Annotated in this window: 15 protein-coding genes and 1 tRNA gene; 12 read left to right on the top strand and 4 right to left on the bottom strand. The window is 61.8% G+C overall.

The genetic code is table 11. From position 1 onward, the window contains the following. Nucleotides 1–97 precede the first annotated feature (97 nt). Nucleotides 98–907, top strand: a complete 810-nt coding sequence (gene folE2, locus KZJ38_RS35900; protein ID WP_219801741.1) for a GTP cyclohydrolase FolE2 — start codon at nt 98–100, stop codon at nt 905–907. Nucleotides 908–1010: 103 nt separating this feature from the next. Here the strand turns inward: folE2 and tsaD are convergent, their stop codons facing one another. Then, nucleotides 1011–2036: a tRNA (adenosine(37)-N6)-threonylcarbamoyltransferase complex transferase subunit TsaD gene (tsaD, locus tag KZJ38_RS35895; protein WP_219801740.1), complete on the bottom strand. Its 1026-nt coding sequence runs from the start codon at nt 2034–2036 to the stop codon at nt 1011–1013. A gap of 220 nt (nt 2037–2256) precedes the next feature. Here tsaD and KZJ38_RS35890 point away from each other — a divergent pair, with 220 nt between their 5' ends. From KZJ38_RS35890 to KZJ38_RS35865, 6 genes are all read left to right on the top strand, one after another. Further along, nucleotides 2257–3477, top strand: coding sequence for a BaiN/RdsA family NAD(P)/FAD-dependent oxidoreductase (locus KZJ38_RS35890; protein ID WP_219801739.1), 1221 nt, complete (start codon nt 2257–2259; stop codon nt 3475–3477). 109 nt (nt 3478–3586) lie between these two features. Next, complete coding sequence (gene rpsU, locus KZJ38_RS35885; RefSeq protein WP_075159061.1) at nt 3587–3799, top strand: 30S ribosomal protein S21; 213 nt, start codon at nt 3587–3589, stop codon at nt 3797–3799. 164 nt (nt 3800–3963) lie between these two features. Beyond that, complete coding sequence (locus tag KZJ38_RS35880) at nt 3964–4410, top strand: GatB/YqeY domain-containing protein (RefSeq protein WP_219801738.1); 447 nt, start codon at nt 3964–3966, stop codon at nt 4408–4410. A gap of 169 nt (nt 4411–4579) precedes the next feature. Next, nucleotides 4580–6463 carry a DNA primase gene (gene dnaG / locus KZJ38_RS35875; protein ID WP_219801737.1) on the top strand — a complete coding sequence of 628 codons (1884 nt, stop codon included), beginning with the start codon at nt 4580–4582 and terminating at the stop codon, nt 6461–6463. 115 nt (nt 6464–6578) lie between these two features. Then, a complete protein-coding gene (gene rpoD / locus KZJ38_RS35870) occupies nt 6579–8981 on the top strand; it encodes an RNA polymerase sigma factor RpoD (RefSeq protein WP_219801736.1) in 2403 nt (800 codons plus the stop codon). A 178-nt stretch (nt 8982–9159) separates the two neighbouring features. Continuing rightward, nucleotides 9160–9247, top strand: a tRNA-Ile gene (locus KZJ38_RS35865). A 191-nt stretch (nt 9248–9438) separates the two neighbouring features. Here the strand turns inward: KZJ38_RS35865 and KZJ38_RS35860 are convergent. Next, entirely contained in the window at nt 9439–10974 is a 1536-nt protein-coding gene (locus tag KZJ38_RS35860; RefSeq protein ID WP_219801735.1) for a GMC family oxidoreductase, read from the bottom strand. A 356-nt stretch (nt 10975–11330) separates the two neighbouring features. Here KZJ38_RS35860 and KZJ38_RS35855 point away from each other — a divergent pair, with 356 nt between their 5' ends. Further along, nucleotides 11331–11948: an amino acid synthesis family protein gene (locus KZJ38_RS35855; protein ID WP_219801734.1), complete on the top strand. Its 618-nt coding sequence runs from the start codon at nt 11331–11333 to the stop codon at nt 11946–11948. A gap of 45 nt (nt 11949–11993) precedes the next feature. Here the strand turns inward: KZJ38_RS35855 and KZJ38_RS35850 are convergent, their stop codons facing one another. Together KZJ38_RS35850 and tcuC are read right to left on the bottom strand one after the other, a co-directional pair. Next, on the bottom strand, nt 11994–12755 hold the full coding sequence (locus KZJ38_RS35850) for an IclR family transcriptional regulator (protein WP_219801733.1): 762 nt from the start codon (nt 12753–12755) through the stop codon (nt 11994–11996). An 81-nt stretch (nt 12756–12836) separates the two neighbouring features. Continuing rightward, entirely contained in the window at nt 12837–14132 is a 1296-nt protein-coding gene (gene tcuC / locus KZJ38_RS35845; protein ID WP_219801732.1) for an MFS transporter, read from the bottom strand. Nucleotides 14133–14356: 224 nt separating this feature from the next. Between tcuC and KZJ38_RS35840 the strand changes: the two genes are divergently transcribed. The 4 genes from KZJ38_RS35840 to KZJ38_RS35825 are packed head-to-tail and all read left to right on the top strand — an operon-like array spanning nt 14357 to nt 17844. Then, nucleotides 14357–15511: a CaiB/BaiF CoA transferase family protein gene (locus tag KZJ38_RS35840; RefSeq protein ID WP_219801731.1), complete on the top strand. Its 1155-nt coding sequence runs from the start codon at nt 14357–14359 to the stop codon at nt 15509–15511. Then, nucleotides 15508–16287 (top strand): enoyl-CoA hydratase/isomerase family protein, encoded by a 780-nt coding sequence (locus tag KZJ38_RS35835; protein ID WP_219801730.1) that lies wholly within the window; start codon nt 15508–15510, stop codon nt 16285–16287. The genes KZJ38_RS35840 and KZJ38_RS35835 overlap by 4 nt, the downstream gene beginning before the upstream one ends. Continuing rightward, nucleotides 16284–17117: a CoA transferase subunit A gene (locus KZJ38_RS35830; RefSeq protein ID WP_219801729.1), complete on the top strand. Its 834-nt coding sequence runs from the start codon at nt 16284–16286 to the stop codon at nt 17115–17117. Before KZJ38_RS35835 ends, KZJ38_RS35830 begins: the two co-directional genes overlap by 4 nt. Then, nucleotides 17110–17844, top strand: a complete 735-nt coding sequence (locus KZJ38_RS35825) for a CoA-transferase subunit beta (RefSeq protein ID WP_219801728.1) — start codon at nt 17110–17112, stop codon at nt 17842–17844. The genes KZJ38_RS35830 and KZJ38_RS35825 overlap by 8 nt, the downstream gene beginning before the upstream one ends. Nucleotides 17845–17847: the final 3 nt, after the last annotated feature.

Here is a 17847-nt window from a genome sequence, read left to right as displayed (position 1 = left end):
GCAGCCCATCCGGAACCGCCGGCTTGAAGCCGGCGGTTGCCATTTGCAGTTCGCTATTTGCACGCACGCGTCCACGCGTGCCCGTGAGGACAACAAGATGAATCAGATGAACCCCGCCTTCGTGATGCCCGACGTGCAAAGCACGGTCGATACCCGGCAGATTCCGATTCAGCGGGTGGGCGTCAAGGCGGTGCGTCATCCATTGACGGTTCGCACGCAAGACGGCGCGGTGCAGCCGACCATCGGCACGTGGAACCTCGATGTCCATCTGCCGGCGGAGCAGAAGGGCACGCATATGTCGCGTTTTGTCGCGCTGCTCGAAGAGCGCACCGAGCCGCTCGACGCGACGACGCTGCGCGCGATGCTGGCCTCGATGCTCGAGAAGCTCGAAGCGCACGCGGGGCGCATCGAAGTGTCGTTTCCGTATTTTGTGAACAAGACCGCGCCGGTATCGGGCGTGCAAAGCCTGCTCGACTATGAAGTGACGCTGGCGGGCGATGTGCGCGATGGCGTGACGCGGGTGTTCCTGAAGGTGCTGGCGCCGGTGACGAGCCTGTGCCCGTGCTCGAAGAAGATCTCGCAGTATGGCGCGCATAACCAGCGCTCGCATGTGACGATCAATGCGGAACTGGCCGGCGATGTCGCCATTGAAGAATTGATCCGCATTGCCGAGGAAGAGGCGTCGTGCGAGCTGTGGGGGCTGCTCAAGCGGCCGGACGAGAAGTTCGTCACGGAGCGTGCGTATGAGAACCCGAAGTTTGTCGAAGACCTCGTGCGCGATGTCGCGCAGCGGCTCAATGCCGATGAGCGGATCGTCTCGTATGTGCTCGAAGCGGAGAACTTCGAGTCGATTCACAATCACAGCGCGTATGCGCTGATCGAGAACGATAAGCGCGTTGCGCGATAGTTGTCAGCGCAACCATGCGCAAACACAAACGGCCGCTTGTTGCGGCCGTTTGTGTTTTGCTGTCGGCTTATGCGTTGCGCGTCGTGTTGCTTCGAGCGAAAGCTCAGCGCGCGAGCGAAGCCAGGTCCCAACGCGGTTTGACCGTGAACGCATAGTCGGCGCCCGCCTGCTCGGGCCAGCGTTGCAGCCGCAACGCGCCGGCGAGCGCAATCATCGCGCCGTTGTCGGTGCACAACGACAGATCCGGATAGTGCACATCGAAGCCGCGCTTTTTAGCCGCGGCCGACAGTGCCTCGCGCAGTTGCCGGTTCGCACCCACGCCGCCCGCGACCACCAGCCGCTTCAACTTCGTGCGCTTCAGCGCCGCGAGCGACTTCGCCGCAAGCACCTCGACGGCCGCATCGACGAAGCCGCGCGCAAGGTCCGCTTTGCTCTGCTCGCAGACGTTCGTGCCGAGCTTTTTCATCTGCGTGAGCACGGCCGTCTTGAGGCCGCTGAAGCTGAAGTCGAGATCGCCCGAATGCAGCATCGGACGCGGCAATACGACAGCGCCCGGCGTACCGAATTCGGCGAGCCGCGACACTTCGGGGCCGCCCGGATAGCCGAGGCCGAGAAGTTTGGCGGTCTTGTCAAACGCTTCGCCGGCCGCATCGTCGAGCGTTTCGCCGAGCGTCTCGTAGACGCCGACATCGGTCACGCGCATTAGCTGCGTATGACCGCCCGACACGAGCAGCGCGACGAACGGAAACGGCGGCGGCGCATCGACGAGCAGTGGCGACAACAGGTGCCCTTCCAGATGATGGATGCCGATAGTCGGCTTGTCCCACGCCATCGCGAGGCCATTCGCGATGCTCGCGCCGACCAGCAGCGCGCCGGCAAGGCCCGGGCCTTGCGTGTACGCGATCGCGTCGATATCGGCGGGTGCGGCGCCCGAGCGCTCGAGCACTTCCTCGAGCAGCGGCAAGGCACGGCGGATGTGATCGCGCGAGGCGAGCTCCGGCACGACGCCGCCGTACTCGCGGTGCATCGCGATCTGCGAATGCAGCGCGTGCGCAAGCAGGCCGCGCCCCGTGTCGTAGAGCGCGAGGCCGGTTTCGTCGCAGGAGCTTTCTATGCCGAGAACGAGCATGGTTCGGGAAGACGGTCGGAGTCTGGCAGGCGGACGGCGTTGCGAACGCGATTCGCGCTCGCGGCGCCAGGCGCGTTTCGCGTGCGTCGCGCGGCGCGGTGCCCGCCAGAAGGTGCCGTTACATGAGCAAAAACGCGTGAGCAAAAACGGAACCTCAAAGTATACCAGTGCGGCATAGCAGCCGCCCGGGCACACCACGCCCGCAGTTACAATGCGCGCCATGGAAACTTTCGACATCGCGGTGATCGGCGCGGGCGCCGCCGGCATGATGTGCGCGTCGGTGGCCGGCCAGCTCGGGCGGCGCGTCGCGTTGATCGATCACGCGCCGCGGCTCGCCGAGAAAATCCGCATCTCGGGTGGCGGCCGCTGCAACTTCACGAATCTGCATGCGGGGCCGGCCAACTACCTGTCGGCGAACCCGCATTTCTGCCGCTCGGCGCTCGCGCGCTATACGCCGCGCGACTTCATGGCGCTGCTCAAGCGCTATCGCGTCACGTGGCACGAGAAGCACAAGGGCCAGCTCTTTTGCGACCAGTCGAGCGACGCGGTGATCGACGTGCTCAAGAGCGAATGCGACGCTGGCCAGGTGGCGTGGCGCCGACCGGTCGTCGTCGAAGAAGTGAGCCGTGAGCAAGACGGCATTTTCACGCTCGGCACGCAACAGTCGGGCCGCATTGCCGCGCGCGCGCTCGTCGTCGCGACAGGCGGGCTGTCGATTCCGAAGATCGGTGCGACCGATTTTGCCTACCGTCTCGCGAAACAGTTCGGCCACAAGCTGATCGACACGCGCCCGGCGCTCGTCCCGCTGACCTTCGCGGCCGCCGACTGGGAACCGTTTTCGACGCTGTCGGGCGTATCGCTCGAAGTGCACCTCGAAACCGGTGCGAAAAAGGCCGCCGGTGCATTCGTCGAAGACCTGCTGCTCACCCATCGCGGCTTGTCGGGCCCGGCCGTGCTGCAGATTTCGAGCTACTGGCAGCCGGGCGAGCCGATCCACATCAACCTGCTCGCCGAACGCGACGCCTGCGCCGCACTGATCGACGCCAAGGCCGGCAGCAAGCGGCAGATTGCGAATCTGCTCGCCGACTGGGTGCCGGCGCGGCTTGCGCACGTGTGGCTCGACACGCACGGCGTGCCGCCGGATGCACGCATCGCCGATCTGCCGGACAAGACGCTGCGCAAGATCGGCGACGCGCTGTCGCGCTGGACGCTCGTGCCGAACGGCACCGAGGGCTACCGGAAGGCCGAGGTGACGCGCGGCGGCATCGATACGCGCGAACTGTCGTCGACGACGATGATGAGCGCGCGCGTGCCGGGCCTGTATTTCATCGGCGAGGCCGTCGACGTGACCGGCTGGCTCGGCGGCTACAACTTCCAGTGGGCGTGGGCGTCCGGCGTCGCGGCGGGGCAGGCGGCGGCCGAGTTTGTCCGTCCAACGTAACCGGCCGGGGCCGAAGTGCGGGGGCTCATTTTGGGGCTTGACTCATTCGTGCTTTTATGCAGAACGTCTGCTATACTTCGATCCCTTTGCCCAAAACCGTTATTGAAAAATGACGACCATTCGCGTAAAAGAAAACGAGCCCTTTGAAGTCGCGATGCGCCGCTTCAAGCGCACGATCGAGAAGAACGGCCTGTTGACCGAACTTCGCGCGCGCGAGTTTTACGAAAAGCCGACGTCCGAGCGCAAGCGCAAGAAGGCGGCGGCGGTCAAGCGGCACTTCAAGCGCCTGCGCAGCCAGATGCTGCCGAAGAAGTTCTATTGATCGCATCGCGGCGCCCGTCAGGCGCCAGATAGGTCCGCGTTCGAGAAACCCGCGTCACAACCCGCTTCATGCGGGTTTTTGTGTTCTGCATGGCGCACGCAGCGTCCTGCCCGGCGCGAACGATCAATTCCCGCAACACCTTCACAATGTATGGCAGGTGAACGATGAGTCTTAAGGTTCAGATCAACGACGACATGAAGGCCGCCATGCGCGCGCGTGAAACGGAACGCCTCGGCACGATTCGGCTGCTGCTTGCGGCAATCAAGCAGCGCGAAGTCGACGAGCGCATCGAACTCGACGACGCCGGCGTGACCGCGGTCATCGACAAGATGATCAAGCAGCGCAAAGACTCGATCAGCCAGTTCGAAGCCGCAGGGCGCACCGACCTCGTCGAGAAGGAAAAGGGCGAGCTCGATGTGCTCGCAGCCTATATGCCCGCGCAGATGTCCGAAGACGAGATCGCCGCCGAAGTGCAGGCGGCCGTCGCGCAGACAGGCGCCGCCGGCCCGCAGGATATGGGCAAGGTGATGGGCGTGCTGAAGCCGAAACTGGCCGGCCGCGCGGACATGACCGCGGTGTCGGCGAAGGTCAAGGCGGCGCTCTCGAAGTAGCCGGTTTCCGCGGACAAAGTCGCGCGGGAATAAGACCGCTGTCCCGGCGCTTATTCTCATGCGCGGTTGCTTTGTCCGTTTCGGCGCGCGCGTCCTATCCTGTTCAGAACGCTCGTCAGCGATCCGACGGCCCGGTGCCCCCGGTCCTTTTTAAGGCAACGCAAGTATCGTGATTCCGCACTCATTCCTGCAGGATCTGCTGAACCGCGTCGATATCGTCGACGTGGTCGGCCGGTATGTGCAGCTGAAGAAGGGCGGTGCGAACTTCATGGGGCTGTGCCCGTTTCACAACGAGAAGAGCCCTTCGTTTACGGTTAGTCCGACTAAGCAGTTCTATCACTGCTTCGGTTGCGGCGCGCATGGAACGGCGATCGGGTTTCTGATCGAGCATGCGGGATTGACGTTTCCTGAGGCGGTCAACGAGCTCGCGCAATCGGTGGGCCTGACGGTGCCGCACGAACCGTCGATGCGCGGCGGTATCGGCGGCGTAAATGGCGGCAGCAGCGAAGGCTACGGGCCGGCTGTATCGAAGGCGGTCACGACAGCGCTATCGGACGTCATGCAAACCGCGTGCGATTTCTACCGCAAGCAACTGCGTGGCGCGCCGAATGCGATTCAGTATCTGAAAAAGCGCGGACTGACCGGCGAGATCGCAGCGCGCTTCGGCCTCGGGTACGCGCCGGACGGATGGCAGAATCTCGAGGCAACGTTTCCCAATTATCGGGACGATGCGCTGGTCGACGCGGGACTCGTCATCGTCAGCGACAAAGCGGATGCGCAGGGCCAGAGCCGCCGTTACGACCGGTTCCGCGAGCGCGTGATGTTCCCGATCCGAAACGTTAAGGGACAGGTCATCGGTTTCGGCGGCCGCGTGCTCGACGGCGGCGAGCCGAAATATTTGAATTCGCCGGAAACACCTCTATTTAGCAAGGGCAGCGAGCTGTACGGGCTTTTCGAAGCACGCCTCGCGATCAGGGAACAACGGTACGTGCTGGTGGTTGAAGGTTATATGGACGTCGTCGCGCTGGCCCAGTTGGGGTTTCAGAACGCAGTCGCGACGCTCGGCACAGCTTGCACGCCGATTCATGTGCAGAAATTACTGCGTCAGACTGACACGGTGATTTTCAGCTTCGACGGCGATGCGGCCGGTCGGCGCGCGGCACGCCGCGCACTCGACGCATGCCTGCCGCATGCGGCGGACAACCGGACCATCCGGTTCCTGTTTCTGCCGACCGAGCACGATCCGGACAGCTACGTGCGCGAATTCGGCACCGAAGCATTTGCGCAGCAGGTTGAGCGTGCGATGCCGCTGTCACAGTTCATGCTGAACGAGGTGCTGGCCGGCAAGGAACTGGACCAGCCCGAAGGCCGGGCGCGCGCGCTCTTCGATGCGAAACCGCTGTTGCAGGCGTTGCCGGCCAATGCGTTGCGTGCGCAGATCATGCACATGTTCGCGGACCGCCTCGATGTGCCGTTCGACGAAGTGGCCGCACTGTGCGAAGTCGATGCGCGGATCGCAGCCGCGGCGCGCTCGGCACCCGCGCGTAAAGACCGGCGCAGCGTAACCGGTATCGAGCAACGCGCGCTGCGCAACCTCGTCATGCATCCGCGCATCGTTGCGACGCTCGATGAGGACGCAGAACGCGATTTGCTGGCGGTAACCCGTCATGCGGAGCTATTCGAGGAAGTGCTGACTCACGCGCGAGCGTTGGGCGAAACGGCCGAATTTCAGTTGCTGTCCGATCTATTGCGCAACGGTGCGAACGCCCCAACCTTCGAGGAAATCTTTCGCGAAATTCTGGACTATGATGAAAACGTTCGGGATTTGTTGCTGAAAGACCCCGAGGATGCGAGCGTCGCCGAAGAGCGCCGCGAGCATGAGCGGCTCGCCGGCGAGGAACTGAAAGCGGCGAGCCTCAAGATGCGCTACGACGCGTCCCGTGAACGCCTTGATCAGTTGGCTCGTCAATCCAGACATACGCCGGAAGAACTGGCGGAATTCAACGGCTTGAGTCAAAGGTGCGCTGACATGAAGCGTCAGCTCGGGCTGTGAGAAAGCGGTAAAAAAGGTGTGAAGGGGAAGTGTCAAGGGAAGGGCTGAAACGCAGGTGCTATAATAAAAGGTTTTCAGCGGTTTTATTTCCAGGCAAAGGCGAAAGGCGATTGCAATGGTAAAGACTACAGGCGGAAAGAAAGCGGCAGGCAAAGGCTCCGAGCAGCCGACCACGAAGGTCACAGAGGCCAGGTCCGCAACTTCCGCAACAAAAACGTCTACCCAGAGCGCCACCCCAGCCCGGAAGCGTACTTCCACCGTTTCCGCCGCGCGAGCGGCTCCGGTGCAGGCGGCGAAAGCTGTCGCATCGGTGAAGGAACCGCCGGGCGCCGGAAGCCCGAAGGAAGACGCAAGGGACGCGGCTGCCGCGCAGGACGATGCGGCAGTGCGCGAATCTCCAGTATCCACGGTTCAACCGGCTGTTGTCCACCAGCCGCGAGTCGAGACTACAGCCGGTACGGCGAACTCCATGACGAAAAAGCTGAACGAAGTATCCGTCGATGACGACGCAACCACCCAGAGCGAAGAACCCGCAACGACTCCCGCTCCGGGCAAAGGCGAAAAGGCCAAGGCACGCGACCGCCGCGCGAAGGAGAAAGCGCTGCTGAAGGACGCATTCGCCTCCACGCAGCCGGGCACCGCGGAAGAGCTCGAGGAGCGCCGCTCGAAGCTGCGCGCGCTGATCAAGCTAGGCAAGGAGCGTGGCTTCCTGACCTACGCGGAAATCAACGACCACCTGCCGGACAATTTCGCCGAGACCGAGGCGATCGAAGGCATCATCAGCACGTTCAACGACATGGGCGTGGCCGTCTACGAGCAGGCGCCCGATGCTGAAACGCTGCTGCTGAACGACAACGCGCCCGCCGCGTCGTCGGACGACGAAGTCGAAGAGGAAGCGGAAGTTGCGTTGTCAACGGTCGATTCCGAATTCGGCCGCACGACCGACCCGGTGCGGATGTACATGCGCGAAATGGGCACGGTCGAACTGCTGACGCGTGAAGGCGAAATCGAAATCGCGAAGCGGATCGAAGATGGCCTGAAGCACATGGTCATGGCGATCTCCGCGTGCCCGACCACGATCGCGGACATCCTCGCGATGGCTGAGCGCGTCGCGAACGAAGAGATCCGCATCGACGAACTGGTCGACGGTCTGATCGACGAAAACGCCGCAGACGCGGACGGTTTCTCGGAGCAGGAAGCGGAAGCGATCGAGAACGAAGACGAGGAAGCCGAAGAGGACGAAGAAGAAGAGGAAGAGGACGACGACGGCGCCGCGCAAGCCACGGCAAACGCCGCGCAGCTCGAGGCCCTCAAGCGCATGTCGCTCGAAAAATTCGCGCTGATCAGCGAATGGTTCGACAAGATGCGCCGCGCGTTCGAGAAGGAAGGCTACAAGTCGAAGTCGTACCTGAAGGCGCAGGAAACGATCCAGAACGAGCTGATGAGCATCCGCTTCACCGCGCGTACCGTCGAACGTCTGTGCGACACGCTGCGTGCTCAGGTGGACGAAGTGCGTCAGGTCGAGCGTCAGATCCTGCACACGGTCGTCGACAAGTGCGGCATGCCGCGTGCCGAGTTCATCGCGCGTTTCCCGGGCAACGAAACGGACCTCGAGTGGTCGGACAAGATCGTTGCTGAAGGTCATTCGTACAGCGCGATCCTCACGCGTAACATCCCGGCGATCCGCGAACAGCAGCAGCGTCTGCTCGACCTGCAGGCGCGCGTCGTGCTGCCGCTGAAGGACCTGAAGGAAACCAACCGCCAGATGGCGGCCGGCGAACTGAAGGCGCGTCAGGCCAAGCGCGAGATGACCGAAGCGAACCTGCGTCTGGTCATTTCGATTGCGAAGAAGTACACGAACCGCGGTCTGCAGTTCCTCGACCTGATCCAGGAAGGCAACATCGGCCTGATGAAGGCGGTGGACAAGTTCGAATATCGCCGCGGCTACAAGTTCTCGACGTACGCCACGTGGTGGATTCGCCAGGCCATCACGCGTTCGATCGCGGATCAGGCGCGCACGATCCGTATTCCTGTTCACATGATCGAAACGATCAACAAGATGAACCGCATCTCGCGTCAGATTCTGCAGGAAACCGGTCTCGAGCCGGATCCGGCAACGCTGGCCGAGAAGATGGAGATGCCGGAAGACAAGATCCGCAAGATCATGAAGATCGCGAAGGAACCGATCTCGATGGAAACGCCGATCGGCGACGACGACGATTCGCATCTCGGCGACTTCATCGAAGACACGAACACGGTTGCGCCGGCCGACGCCGCACTGCATGCCAGCATGCGCGACGTCGTGAAGGACGTGCTCGACTCGCTGACGCCGCGCGAAGCGAAGGTACTGCGCATGCGTTTCGGCATCGAGATGAGCACGGACCATACGCTCGAGGAAGTCGGCAAGCAGTTCGACGTCACGCGTGAGCGGATCCGTCAGATCGAGGCGAAGGCGCTGCGAAAGCTGCGTCACCCGAGCCGTTCCGACAAGCTGAAGTCGTTCCTCGAAGGAAACTGACGTGAGTCGTCGGCCGCTTCGCTTTTAACGAAGTGAAGCGGTCGGGCCGCTGTCTTCACGCGGGGCTTCAGGGCTGTTTCGTGTAGTACGCGAAGCAGTCCCGGAAGCCCCGATTTCGTGTAGTATGTCGGCCAATCAGCGATCAGGCCCGGCCTTGCGACCGGGTCTTTTTCTTCTTGGGCCGGACGCCGTGCTGGTTGCAGGCAGCGGACTCATAATCCGCCTCCGAAAGGACACCGTGGGTTCGAATCCCACCCGGCCCACCAAGCTTCGCAAGCACCTCTTCAAACCTCTCTCCACGGCAAATCGACAAAACCAGTTAAATTTGATTTAACAGGTTAGTTGAAGCGCACCTACATTTTCCTCGCGAGTGACCAAACTACCCGCGCGAGGCCTGCGCCGCCCGCCTGGTTAGTCCAGTTTTAGTACTTGCCAGTTTGCCTAACGAAATTTCTGTTTATGCCCGCGTGTCCAACGAAATCCTACGCGCGGCATGTTCCGCTATCACAAGGGTGGGCGCCAGAGTGTTTCCAGTCGTGATCGACGGCATGACGGAGCTATCTGCAACTCTCAGGTTCGTTAAGCCGTGAACGCGTAAAGACGCATCGACCACTGCCTGCTTTCCGGCGCCCATTGCACATGTGCCGACGGGATGCCAATAAGTACCCATGTTGTTTCGGATGAATTCGAGTATCTGTGCTTTCCCATGCGGTGGCTTGCGGACCTTGCCCGTGCAGTGTCGCGATATAGGCGCTGAGGCGGCGAGCTCCGAGCATTTTTCCACCGCAGTGCACAGCGCATCGATGTCGGCTTTTTCGGCGAGGTAGTTGGGGTCGATATCGATGTCGCCATCGCGATGAGCGAGCGTCAAGCGGCCGCGGCTCAATGGGCGTAAGAGCGCGGTTTGCAGCGAGAAGCACTTTTCCATCGGTGCGTCTGTCAGGCCGATTGCGCCGCCGGAAATCACGACCTCGATGTCCGGTGTGGAGAGCGCTTCGTGGCTGCGTGTATAGAGATGCGCGCCGAGGCGTCCCTCGCGGTGTACGGGTTCTGCGGTTTCAGCTGAAAATGCGTTGATGAAGCAATGGTCATGAAGATTTTCGCCAACGCCGGGAAGATCGTGAATGACCTTGATGCCGACCTGGCCCAGGTCGGCTGCATTGCCGATTCCCGAGCGCATCAGCAAGTACGGCGTGGCCAATGCGCCGGCGCTCAATATGATCTCGCCGGACGCGCGGAACTCGCGCAGTTTCCCTTCATGGCGACAGCGCACGCCCACACAATCGTTTCCAGCGAATATCAGCCGATCGACCTCCGCGCGACTGAGGACCGTCAGATTCGGGCGATCGATGGCGGGGTGCAGAAATGCATGCACGACGCTAAAGCGCCGTCCCGCGGCGACGGTCAGATCGTATGTGCCGCTGCCTTCCTGCACGGGTCCGTTGACGTCGGAAAGGCGGGGGTGCCCGGCACTCCCGCAAGCCTCAAAAAACGCTTCGGCAAGCGGCACGCCGCATGAGGTGGACGCGAGGCGCATCGGCCCGTTTGTACCTCGTCTGTCATTGTCTTCCGATCTCAACGTGGTTTCGAGTTGCCGGAAGAGGGGCTGGAGACTGGCAAAGTCCCAACCGGTATTGCCATCGGCGGCCCACCGGTCAAAATCGGATGGATGCCCCCAAACCCAAACCGTCGCATTGATGCTGCTGCATCCACCGAGCACCTTGCCGCGATTCCAGTCGAATACGCGCCCGTTCGCATGGCGCTGGGGAACCGTGCGATATCGCCAGTCCACGTCGCTGCCGAAATTCGTGGACCATAGCGCCGGCTCGACCATCGCAGGCCGGTCGACGTCGGCGCCACCGGCTTCAATGAGCAGCACCTTGCGGGACCTGTCTTCGGACAGCCGTGCTGCGATGAGGCACCCGGCCGATCCTCCACCTACCACGATATTATCGTAGGTATCCGAACTTAAATTTCCTGTGACGAGAGGCATGTCGTTTCGTCCATGATCATCAAGTGGGAAAACCGGTGAAACAGCCATTGGTACGGCGATGTCCGCTGTAACTCTACATGCAGCGGATTCGTGTGTTGATGAAACTTCTTCTAGTGATTCCTTGCACTTCGCGTAGAGCGAATCAGCACGAAAGAATGCCGGCATGCACATGCAGGCGCGGAATAAAAATGCCGGTCAGGCTGTAATGAAAATGAACGGCTGCAAAGCGGCAATTGCGGTTTGAGGCATCCCGTACCGGCTAACCTGACACAGCCGGCGTTTAGCCATATTCTTCTGTTGGAGCGACCGCCCAGCGGTAGCCGCCCTCGATCGTTCACTTTCGCATGGGAGAAGATATGGAGACGCCGTCTGTCATTTCCTCGATCCGTCAGATTTACGTCATTGAACGCGAAACGCTTGGCGAGGCGGGCCGCACGGCCAGTCAGCCATCGCTTCATGTCGTTGCCGCCGCGGTGTTTGCGAATCCCTATGCCGGTCAGGGCGCGGCTTCCGAAGAGTCGCTTGCGCGTCTCGCCGAAATGTCCGTCGAAATCGGCACCGTACTGACGCAAAAGGCATTGCAACGATTCGCTGGGCAAGCGCGTCCGCGGGCGTATGGCAAGGCCGCGCTGGTCGGTACGAACGGAGAATCGGAACATGGCGCGGCGCTGATCCATCCGAGGCTCGGCCTCGCGATGCGCACCGGTCTCGGGGCAGGCCCGGCGCTGATTCCAGGAAACGCAAAGGTCGGTGCTGCCGGCGCCACCATCGATCTGATTTTCGGCGGAGCTGATGATGCCTGGGATTACGATGCAATGGATAGCATCGTCCTGTCGGTGCCCGGTGCGCCGGGGCCGAATGAAATTGTGCTGTTCGTCGGATTCGGCACCACGCGCGTCAACGCGCGGGTAAGAGGAGCGAGCGCCGAGCAGGTCGCGAAGCTTGTGCAGGATATTCAGAGCCGCCGGACATAAACGCTGATGAGGCGGCGGCCGCACGCCGATTCGAGTCGCGGCCGCTTAACTTTTCTCCTGCCCGCGATGCCCCATCGCGCGCGAAATCTTAAGCGCGCACGCCTCCACATCGGGCGCAAACTCCTTCATCTTGCGCGCAGTAAGCCGCTCGAGCGGCCCGGAAATACCGACCGCCGCGATCGGCTGATCAAGCCCGTTGAACACCGTCGCGGCCACACCGCCGACCCCTTCGCGCCACTCGCCGTTATTGATCGCATAGCCGGCCCGCACAACCTTCTGCAACTCCGCCTTGAGGGCAGGCAGCGACGTGATCGTCACGGCTGTGTGGCGCGTCAGCTGCTTCGCGTAGCCATCGAGATAGCCGTCGTGCTGATAGGCAAGCAGCGCCTTGCCCGTTGCGACCGCATACGCGGGGCCGCGTCCGCCGACCATCGAATACGCGCGAATCGGCTGCGCGCTGTCGATTTTCTCGACATACACCACGTCCAGGCCGTCCAGCACCGAAAGATGCACCGTCTCTTCGGTGCGCTCGGCGAGCGCCCGCATCAACGGCAACGCGACTCTGCGCACATCGAGCTGCGCCAGCTGACGCGCCCCCAGTTCGAACAGGCGGATCGTGCCGCGATAGCCGCCGGCCTGTTCGTCGCGTTCCACATAGCCGGCATAAATCAGGGTCTGCAACGTGCGATGCGCGTTGCTGCGTGTCAGCCCGACACGGGTCGCCAGTTCTTCGATGGTCTTCGGCTGGTGCTCGAGGTCGGTGACCGCCTCGAGAACGACGAGACCTTTAAGCAGTGTCTTGTCCATATTGACTTCCTAAATAATAGGAAGTCTATCACGCATTCTGGCCGGGGAAAGCAAGACAAGCACCACCGTTTCAGAACGATTTCACGACGTAACCGTCGATATTCCCCGCACGCTGTTTCTGTCGCTGCGCACGACGGCCAGCGTCGCGATCAGCGCAAGCAGCGCACCGATAGAAAGCCATGCGCCAGGTATCGCCTTGTTCCCCGTCACGTGAATCAGCAGCGTGCAGATCGCCGGCGTGAAGCCGCCGAAAATCGCTTGCGACAAGCTGTATGCAAGCGAAAAGCCGGTGCCGCGCACATTCGGCGGAATGATTTCCGTGAGCGTGACGACGAGCGACGCCTGATAGGTTGCGTAGAGCACCGCAAAGCCGACCTCGACCGCGAGCAGCGTGCCGAACGACGGCGCGCTCACGAGCCAGCTCATGGTTGGATACGACACGAGCGCGATAATCAGCGACGCGCCGAGCAGCATCGGTTTGCGGCCCACCTTGTCGGATACCGCGGCCATCAGCGGAATCATGATGAACGTCGTCATCGCGACGCCGATCGTGACCCAGAACGTATCGATCGGCTTGAGGCCGAGCACGGCGCGCCCATAAGTCGGCGTATAAGCGGTGATCAGATAGAACATGATGCTCGTCAGCGTTACGAGCATCGTCGACCAGAGGATGATCTTCCAGTTGGTTGCAAGCGAACGGAAAATATCGCCGACCGATTGCGGTTTTTGCGCCTTGAATACGTGCGATTCCTGCACCGATCGGCGAATCCAGAACAGCACCGGAATGATCGAGCAGCCGAACAGAAACGGAATGCGCCATCCCCATGCATCCATCTGATCGGCCGACAGCGTGAAGCGCAACACGACACCGAGAATTGCCGCGATCAGCACGGAAATCTGCTGGCTCGCCGATTGCCACGACACATAGAAGCCGCGTCGTCCAGGCGGCGCAATTTCCGATAGATACACCGACACGCCGCCCGATTCGGCGCCTGCCGAGAAACCCTGCAGCAGGCGGCCCGCAATCACCAGTACCGGCGCGAGCAACCCGATCGACGCATAGCTCGGCGTCACCGCAATCAGCAGCACGCCGATCGACATCAAGGTCAGCGTGACAATCAGACCCGCGCGTCGCCCATGCTTGTCCATATACGAGCCCAGCACGATCGCGCCCAGTGGCCGCATCAGGAACCCCACGCCAAACGTGGCGAGCGACAGCAGCAGCGAAATGAACTCGTTATCGCCGGGAAACATGGCCTTCGCGATCGACGACGCATAGAAGCCGTAGACCATGAAGTCGTACATCTCGAGAAAATTTCCGCTTACCACGCGAAATACGGTACCTGCTCGCGCATCGGGCGCTGTGTGCGTCGCCATCTCTGTCTCTCTCCAAGGATTTAGATTCCTAAAATTCAGGAACACATTCTCAAATTTTGGTTTACTTGATCCTCCCACCGCTGCAAAATGAGGTCAAGCGGCAACGCGGCATCCAGGGGAATTCCCTGGAACCGCGCAATACCGCGTTCGCGAATGCACTAATGCACTAATCAGGGTGCCGAATCAGGCGGCACAAAATATCGGGCGAATCAGCGAGGGTTGAGATGGAATTGCCACTTCAGGGAATCCGGGTCATCGAGTTCTGCAATGTCGCGGCGGGGCCGTATTGCGGCATGCTGCTTGCCGATATGGGTGCGGACGTCATCAAGGTTGAACATCCGGAAGGCGGCGACACGCTGCGTGCGTGGCCGCCGATTTCCGACGGCTACAGCGAGAACTTCGCTTCGCTGAATCGCAACAAGCGATCGGTCGCGCTGAATCTGAAAGACGCGGCCGACATCGAACAGGCGAAAGCGTTGATTCGCACCGCTCACGTATTGATCGAAAATAACCGTCCGGGCGTGATGGACCGTCTCGGTCTCGGCTACGAGGCGATCAGCGAGCTTGTTCCGCACCTCGTTTATTGCTCGATTTCCGCCTACGGTCAGACCGGTCCGCGCGCGCAGGAAGGCGGCTTCGATCTCACCGTGCAGGCGATGAGCGGCATCATGAGTATCACGGGCGAACCCGATGGCGCGCCGGTGAAATGCGGCGTGCCGCTCGCGGATTTTTCTGCCGGCCTCTATGCGGCGTTCTCGATTGCGTCGGCCTTGCGCGGCGTCGAGAGCAGCGGCGTCGGCACCCACATCGATGTACCGATGCTTGGCGCGACGCTTGCGATCGCCGCGTTGCAAACGTCCGAATATTTCGGCACGGGCCGCGACCCGGTCAAGCTCGGCTCCGCGCACCCGCGCAACGCGCCGTATCAGGCGTTCAAGGCGCGCGACACGTGGTTCGGCATGGCCGCGGGCAACAACGCGCTATGGCGCGCGGTATGCAAGGTCGTTGAACGAAGCGATCTCGAAGCCGACGATCGTTTCGCCACGACGACGTTGCGGGCACAACATCAGGTCGTCCTGCGAGACATCCTTGAAGGCATCTTCGCATCGGCGGACGCGCAGGCATGGATCGCGCGCTTTCGCGAGGCAGGCGTGCCGTGTGCGCCGATCAATACCTATTCGCAGGTGCTTGCGGACGAACAGGTCGCACATATGACCTGGGTTCAACCGCTCGAATTGCCGAACGGCGTGAAAACGCGCACGTTCGCGTCGCCCGTGCGCTTTTCCGGCGAAACGCCGCCTATCCGCATGCGTCCGCCCGCGCTTGGCGAACACAACGGCGAACTGCTCGCGGGCGCGGCAAGCGAGGTCGAAGCATGAATCTGCTGGCAATCGAAAAGTACCCTGAATACTGGTCTATTACGCTGAAGCGGCCGGAAAAGCACAATGCCTTGTCCGCCGAGCTCGTCGAGCAGCTGATTGCCACTTTTGACGAAATCGCTACATCGAATGTGCCGGCGGTCATTCTGCAAGGCGAGGGCCGTTGCTTTAGCGCAGGGTTCGATATGACCGATGTCGAGCAAGCGAGCGAAGGCGACTTGCTGCTGCGATTCGTGCGCATCGAAACGCTGCTGCAGCGTGTCGCCGCGTCGCCGGCGTTGACGGTCGCCGTCGCGCACGGCAAAAACTTCGGGGCGGGCGTGGACCTGATTGCTGCATGCAATATGCGCGTCGCGGCGCCGGGCACGACGTTTCGCATGCCGGGCCTGCAGTTCGGCCTCGTACTCGGTACCGGCCGTTTCGCGCGCATTGTCGGGTTGCTCGAAGCGCAGCGTATCCTTGAGACATCCGAAACGTTCGATGTCGACCGTGCGGTTCGAAATGGTTTTATCGAGCGCGTCGCCTCGCTCGAGCAGCGCGATCATGTGGTAGCGGATGCAGTTGCGCGAGCCACTTCGCTACCGGCCGCAAGCCGCGCGTTGTTAAGCGATGCACTGCGCGATGCACTGCGCGACGACCACGCTAACGCCGATCTCGCCGCCCTGGTACGCTCAGCAGCCGAACCCGGCCTCAAGCGCCGCATCGATGCTTATCGAAACTCCGGGAACCCGGCATCGAGCCCGCGCAGCGAGCATCCGCAGAAGGAGACGTTATGACTTCCGGCTTTCCAGACACCGACAAGTGCGTGTCACTTTCAGAACTCGTCGCGCGCGTACCCGATGGCGCGTCGCTGGGCCTTGGCGGCAGCTTCCTGCATCGCGGCCCGTTTGCGTTCGTGCGTGAACTGATTCGCCAGCAAAAGCGCGGCATCGAAGTGGTCAAGCAATCGCCGGGCTACGACATCGACATCTTGTGCCGTGCCGGCGTCGCAAGCCGCGCGCGTTGCGGCATCGTCGCAATGGAAGGCAATTTCGGCCTCGCTCCGTACTATCGGAAAGCGGTCGAGAGCGGTGCGCTCAAGCTCGAAGAACACGCATGCGCGAGTCTGACCGCGGGCTTGCGCGCGGCCGCATTCGGCGTGCCGTTCCAGCCCTGCGCGGGACTGCACGGCAGCGACCTCACACGCATCAACAACTGGAAGTGCATCGAAGATCCGTACGGCAGTGGCGCCGCGACCTGGGTGATTCCCGCGATCGCGCCGGACTTTGCCGTGATCCATGCGAGCAGCGTGGATAGACAAGGCAACGTGCGCATTGCCGGCACGTATCACTGGGATCGCATCATCAGTCGTGCTTCGAAAAGCGTGCTCGTTGTTGCCGAAGAAATCTCGGACGAAGACTTTTCGGCTCAGCCGGAGTTGACGGTGATTCCGTACTTTATGGTCGAAGCGTACGCGATTGTCCCCAATGGAGCGTGGCCGGGCTCGTGCTGGCCGAAGTATGCGGTCGACTATGCGGCAGTCGAGGCTTATCTGCCCGCGGGCCAGGACGTGCTCGACGCGCACCTCGCTCAAGCGCCGGAAGAAAGGAGCGCGCATCATGCATGAACCGTGGTCAGGCTTCTCCTATATCGTCACGAATCTCGCACGGTTTATACGTCCGAACGAAATTACTTTTAGCGGCGTGAATTCGACACTGCCGATGCTTGCCTGCCTGATGGCCAAGCGCGCCTACGACTGGGATTTCGTCTATATCAACGTGGCGGGCGGCGTAAATCCGACGCCATCGTCGATTCCGTTGTCGAGTTCGGATCCTGTGCTGGCTGAAGGCTCGGCCTCGATTTTCGCCAACGAAGACTTCTACGACCTCTGCGCACGCGGCCGCATGGATCTGACCTTCCTCGGCGCCGCACAGCTCGATGGAAGCGGTTGCGCGAACAACTCGTGCATTGGGGAATGGGATCATCCGAAAGTCCGCTTACCGGGCGGCGGCGGCGGCGCCGTCATGCTGCCGACGGCGCGTCGCGCCTGCACATGGCGTACCGAGCATTCGCGCCGAACCCTTGTGCAGAAGCTCGATTTCGTCACGTCGTGGGGCGGCATGCACGGCGTCGTCACGCCGATCGCGGTATTCGTGAAGCGCGATAACCGGCTCGCGCTTCAGTCGTGGCACCCGGAATCGAGCCTCGACGAAGTGCGCGAGCGGACCGGATTCGAATTCGATGCAACCGGTGCGGAGCCGACGCAGCCGCCGAGCGCGCGCGAGCGCGAGGCGCTGCGCGCGCTCGACCAGAACGGGCAATTCGAACACGACGCGGCCATTCGCTTGAGGTAAGCA

It is taken from the genome of Paraburkholderia edwinii, from assembly GCF_019428685.1.
GTDB classification, from domain to species: domain Bacteria; phylum Pseudomonadota; class Gammaproteobacteria; order Burkholderiales; family Burkholderiaceae; genus Paraburkholderia; species Paraburkholderia edwinii.
This window is presented reverse-complemented; position numbering and strand designations above follow the sequence as displayed.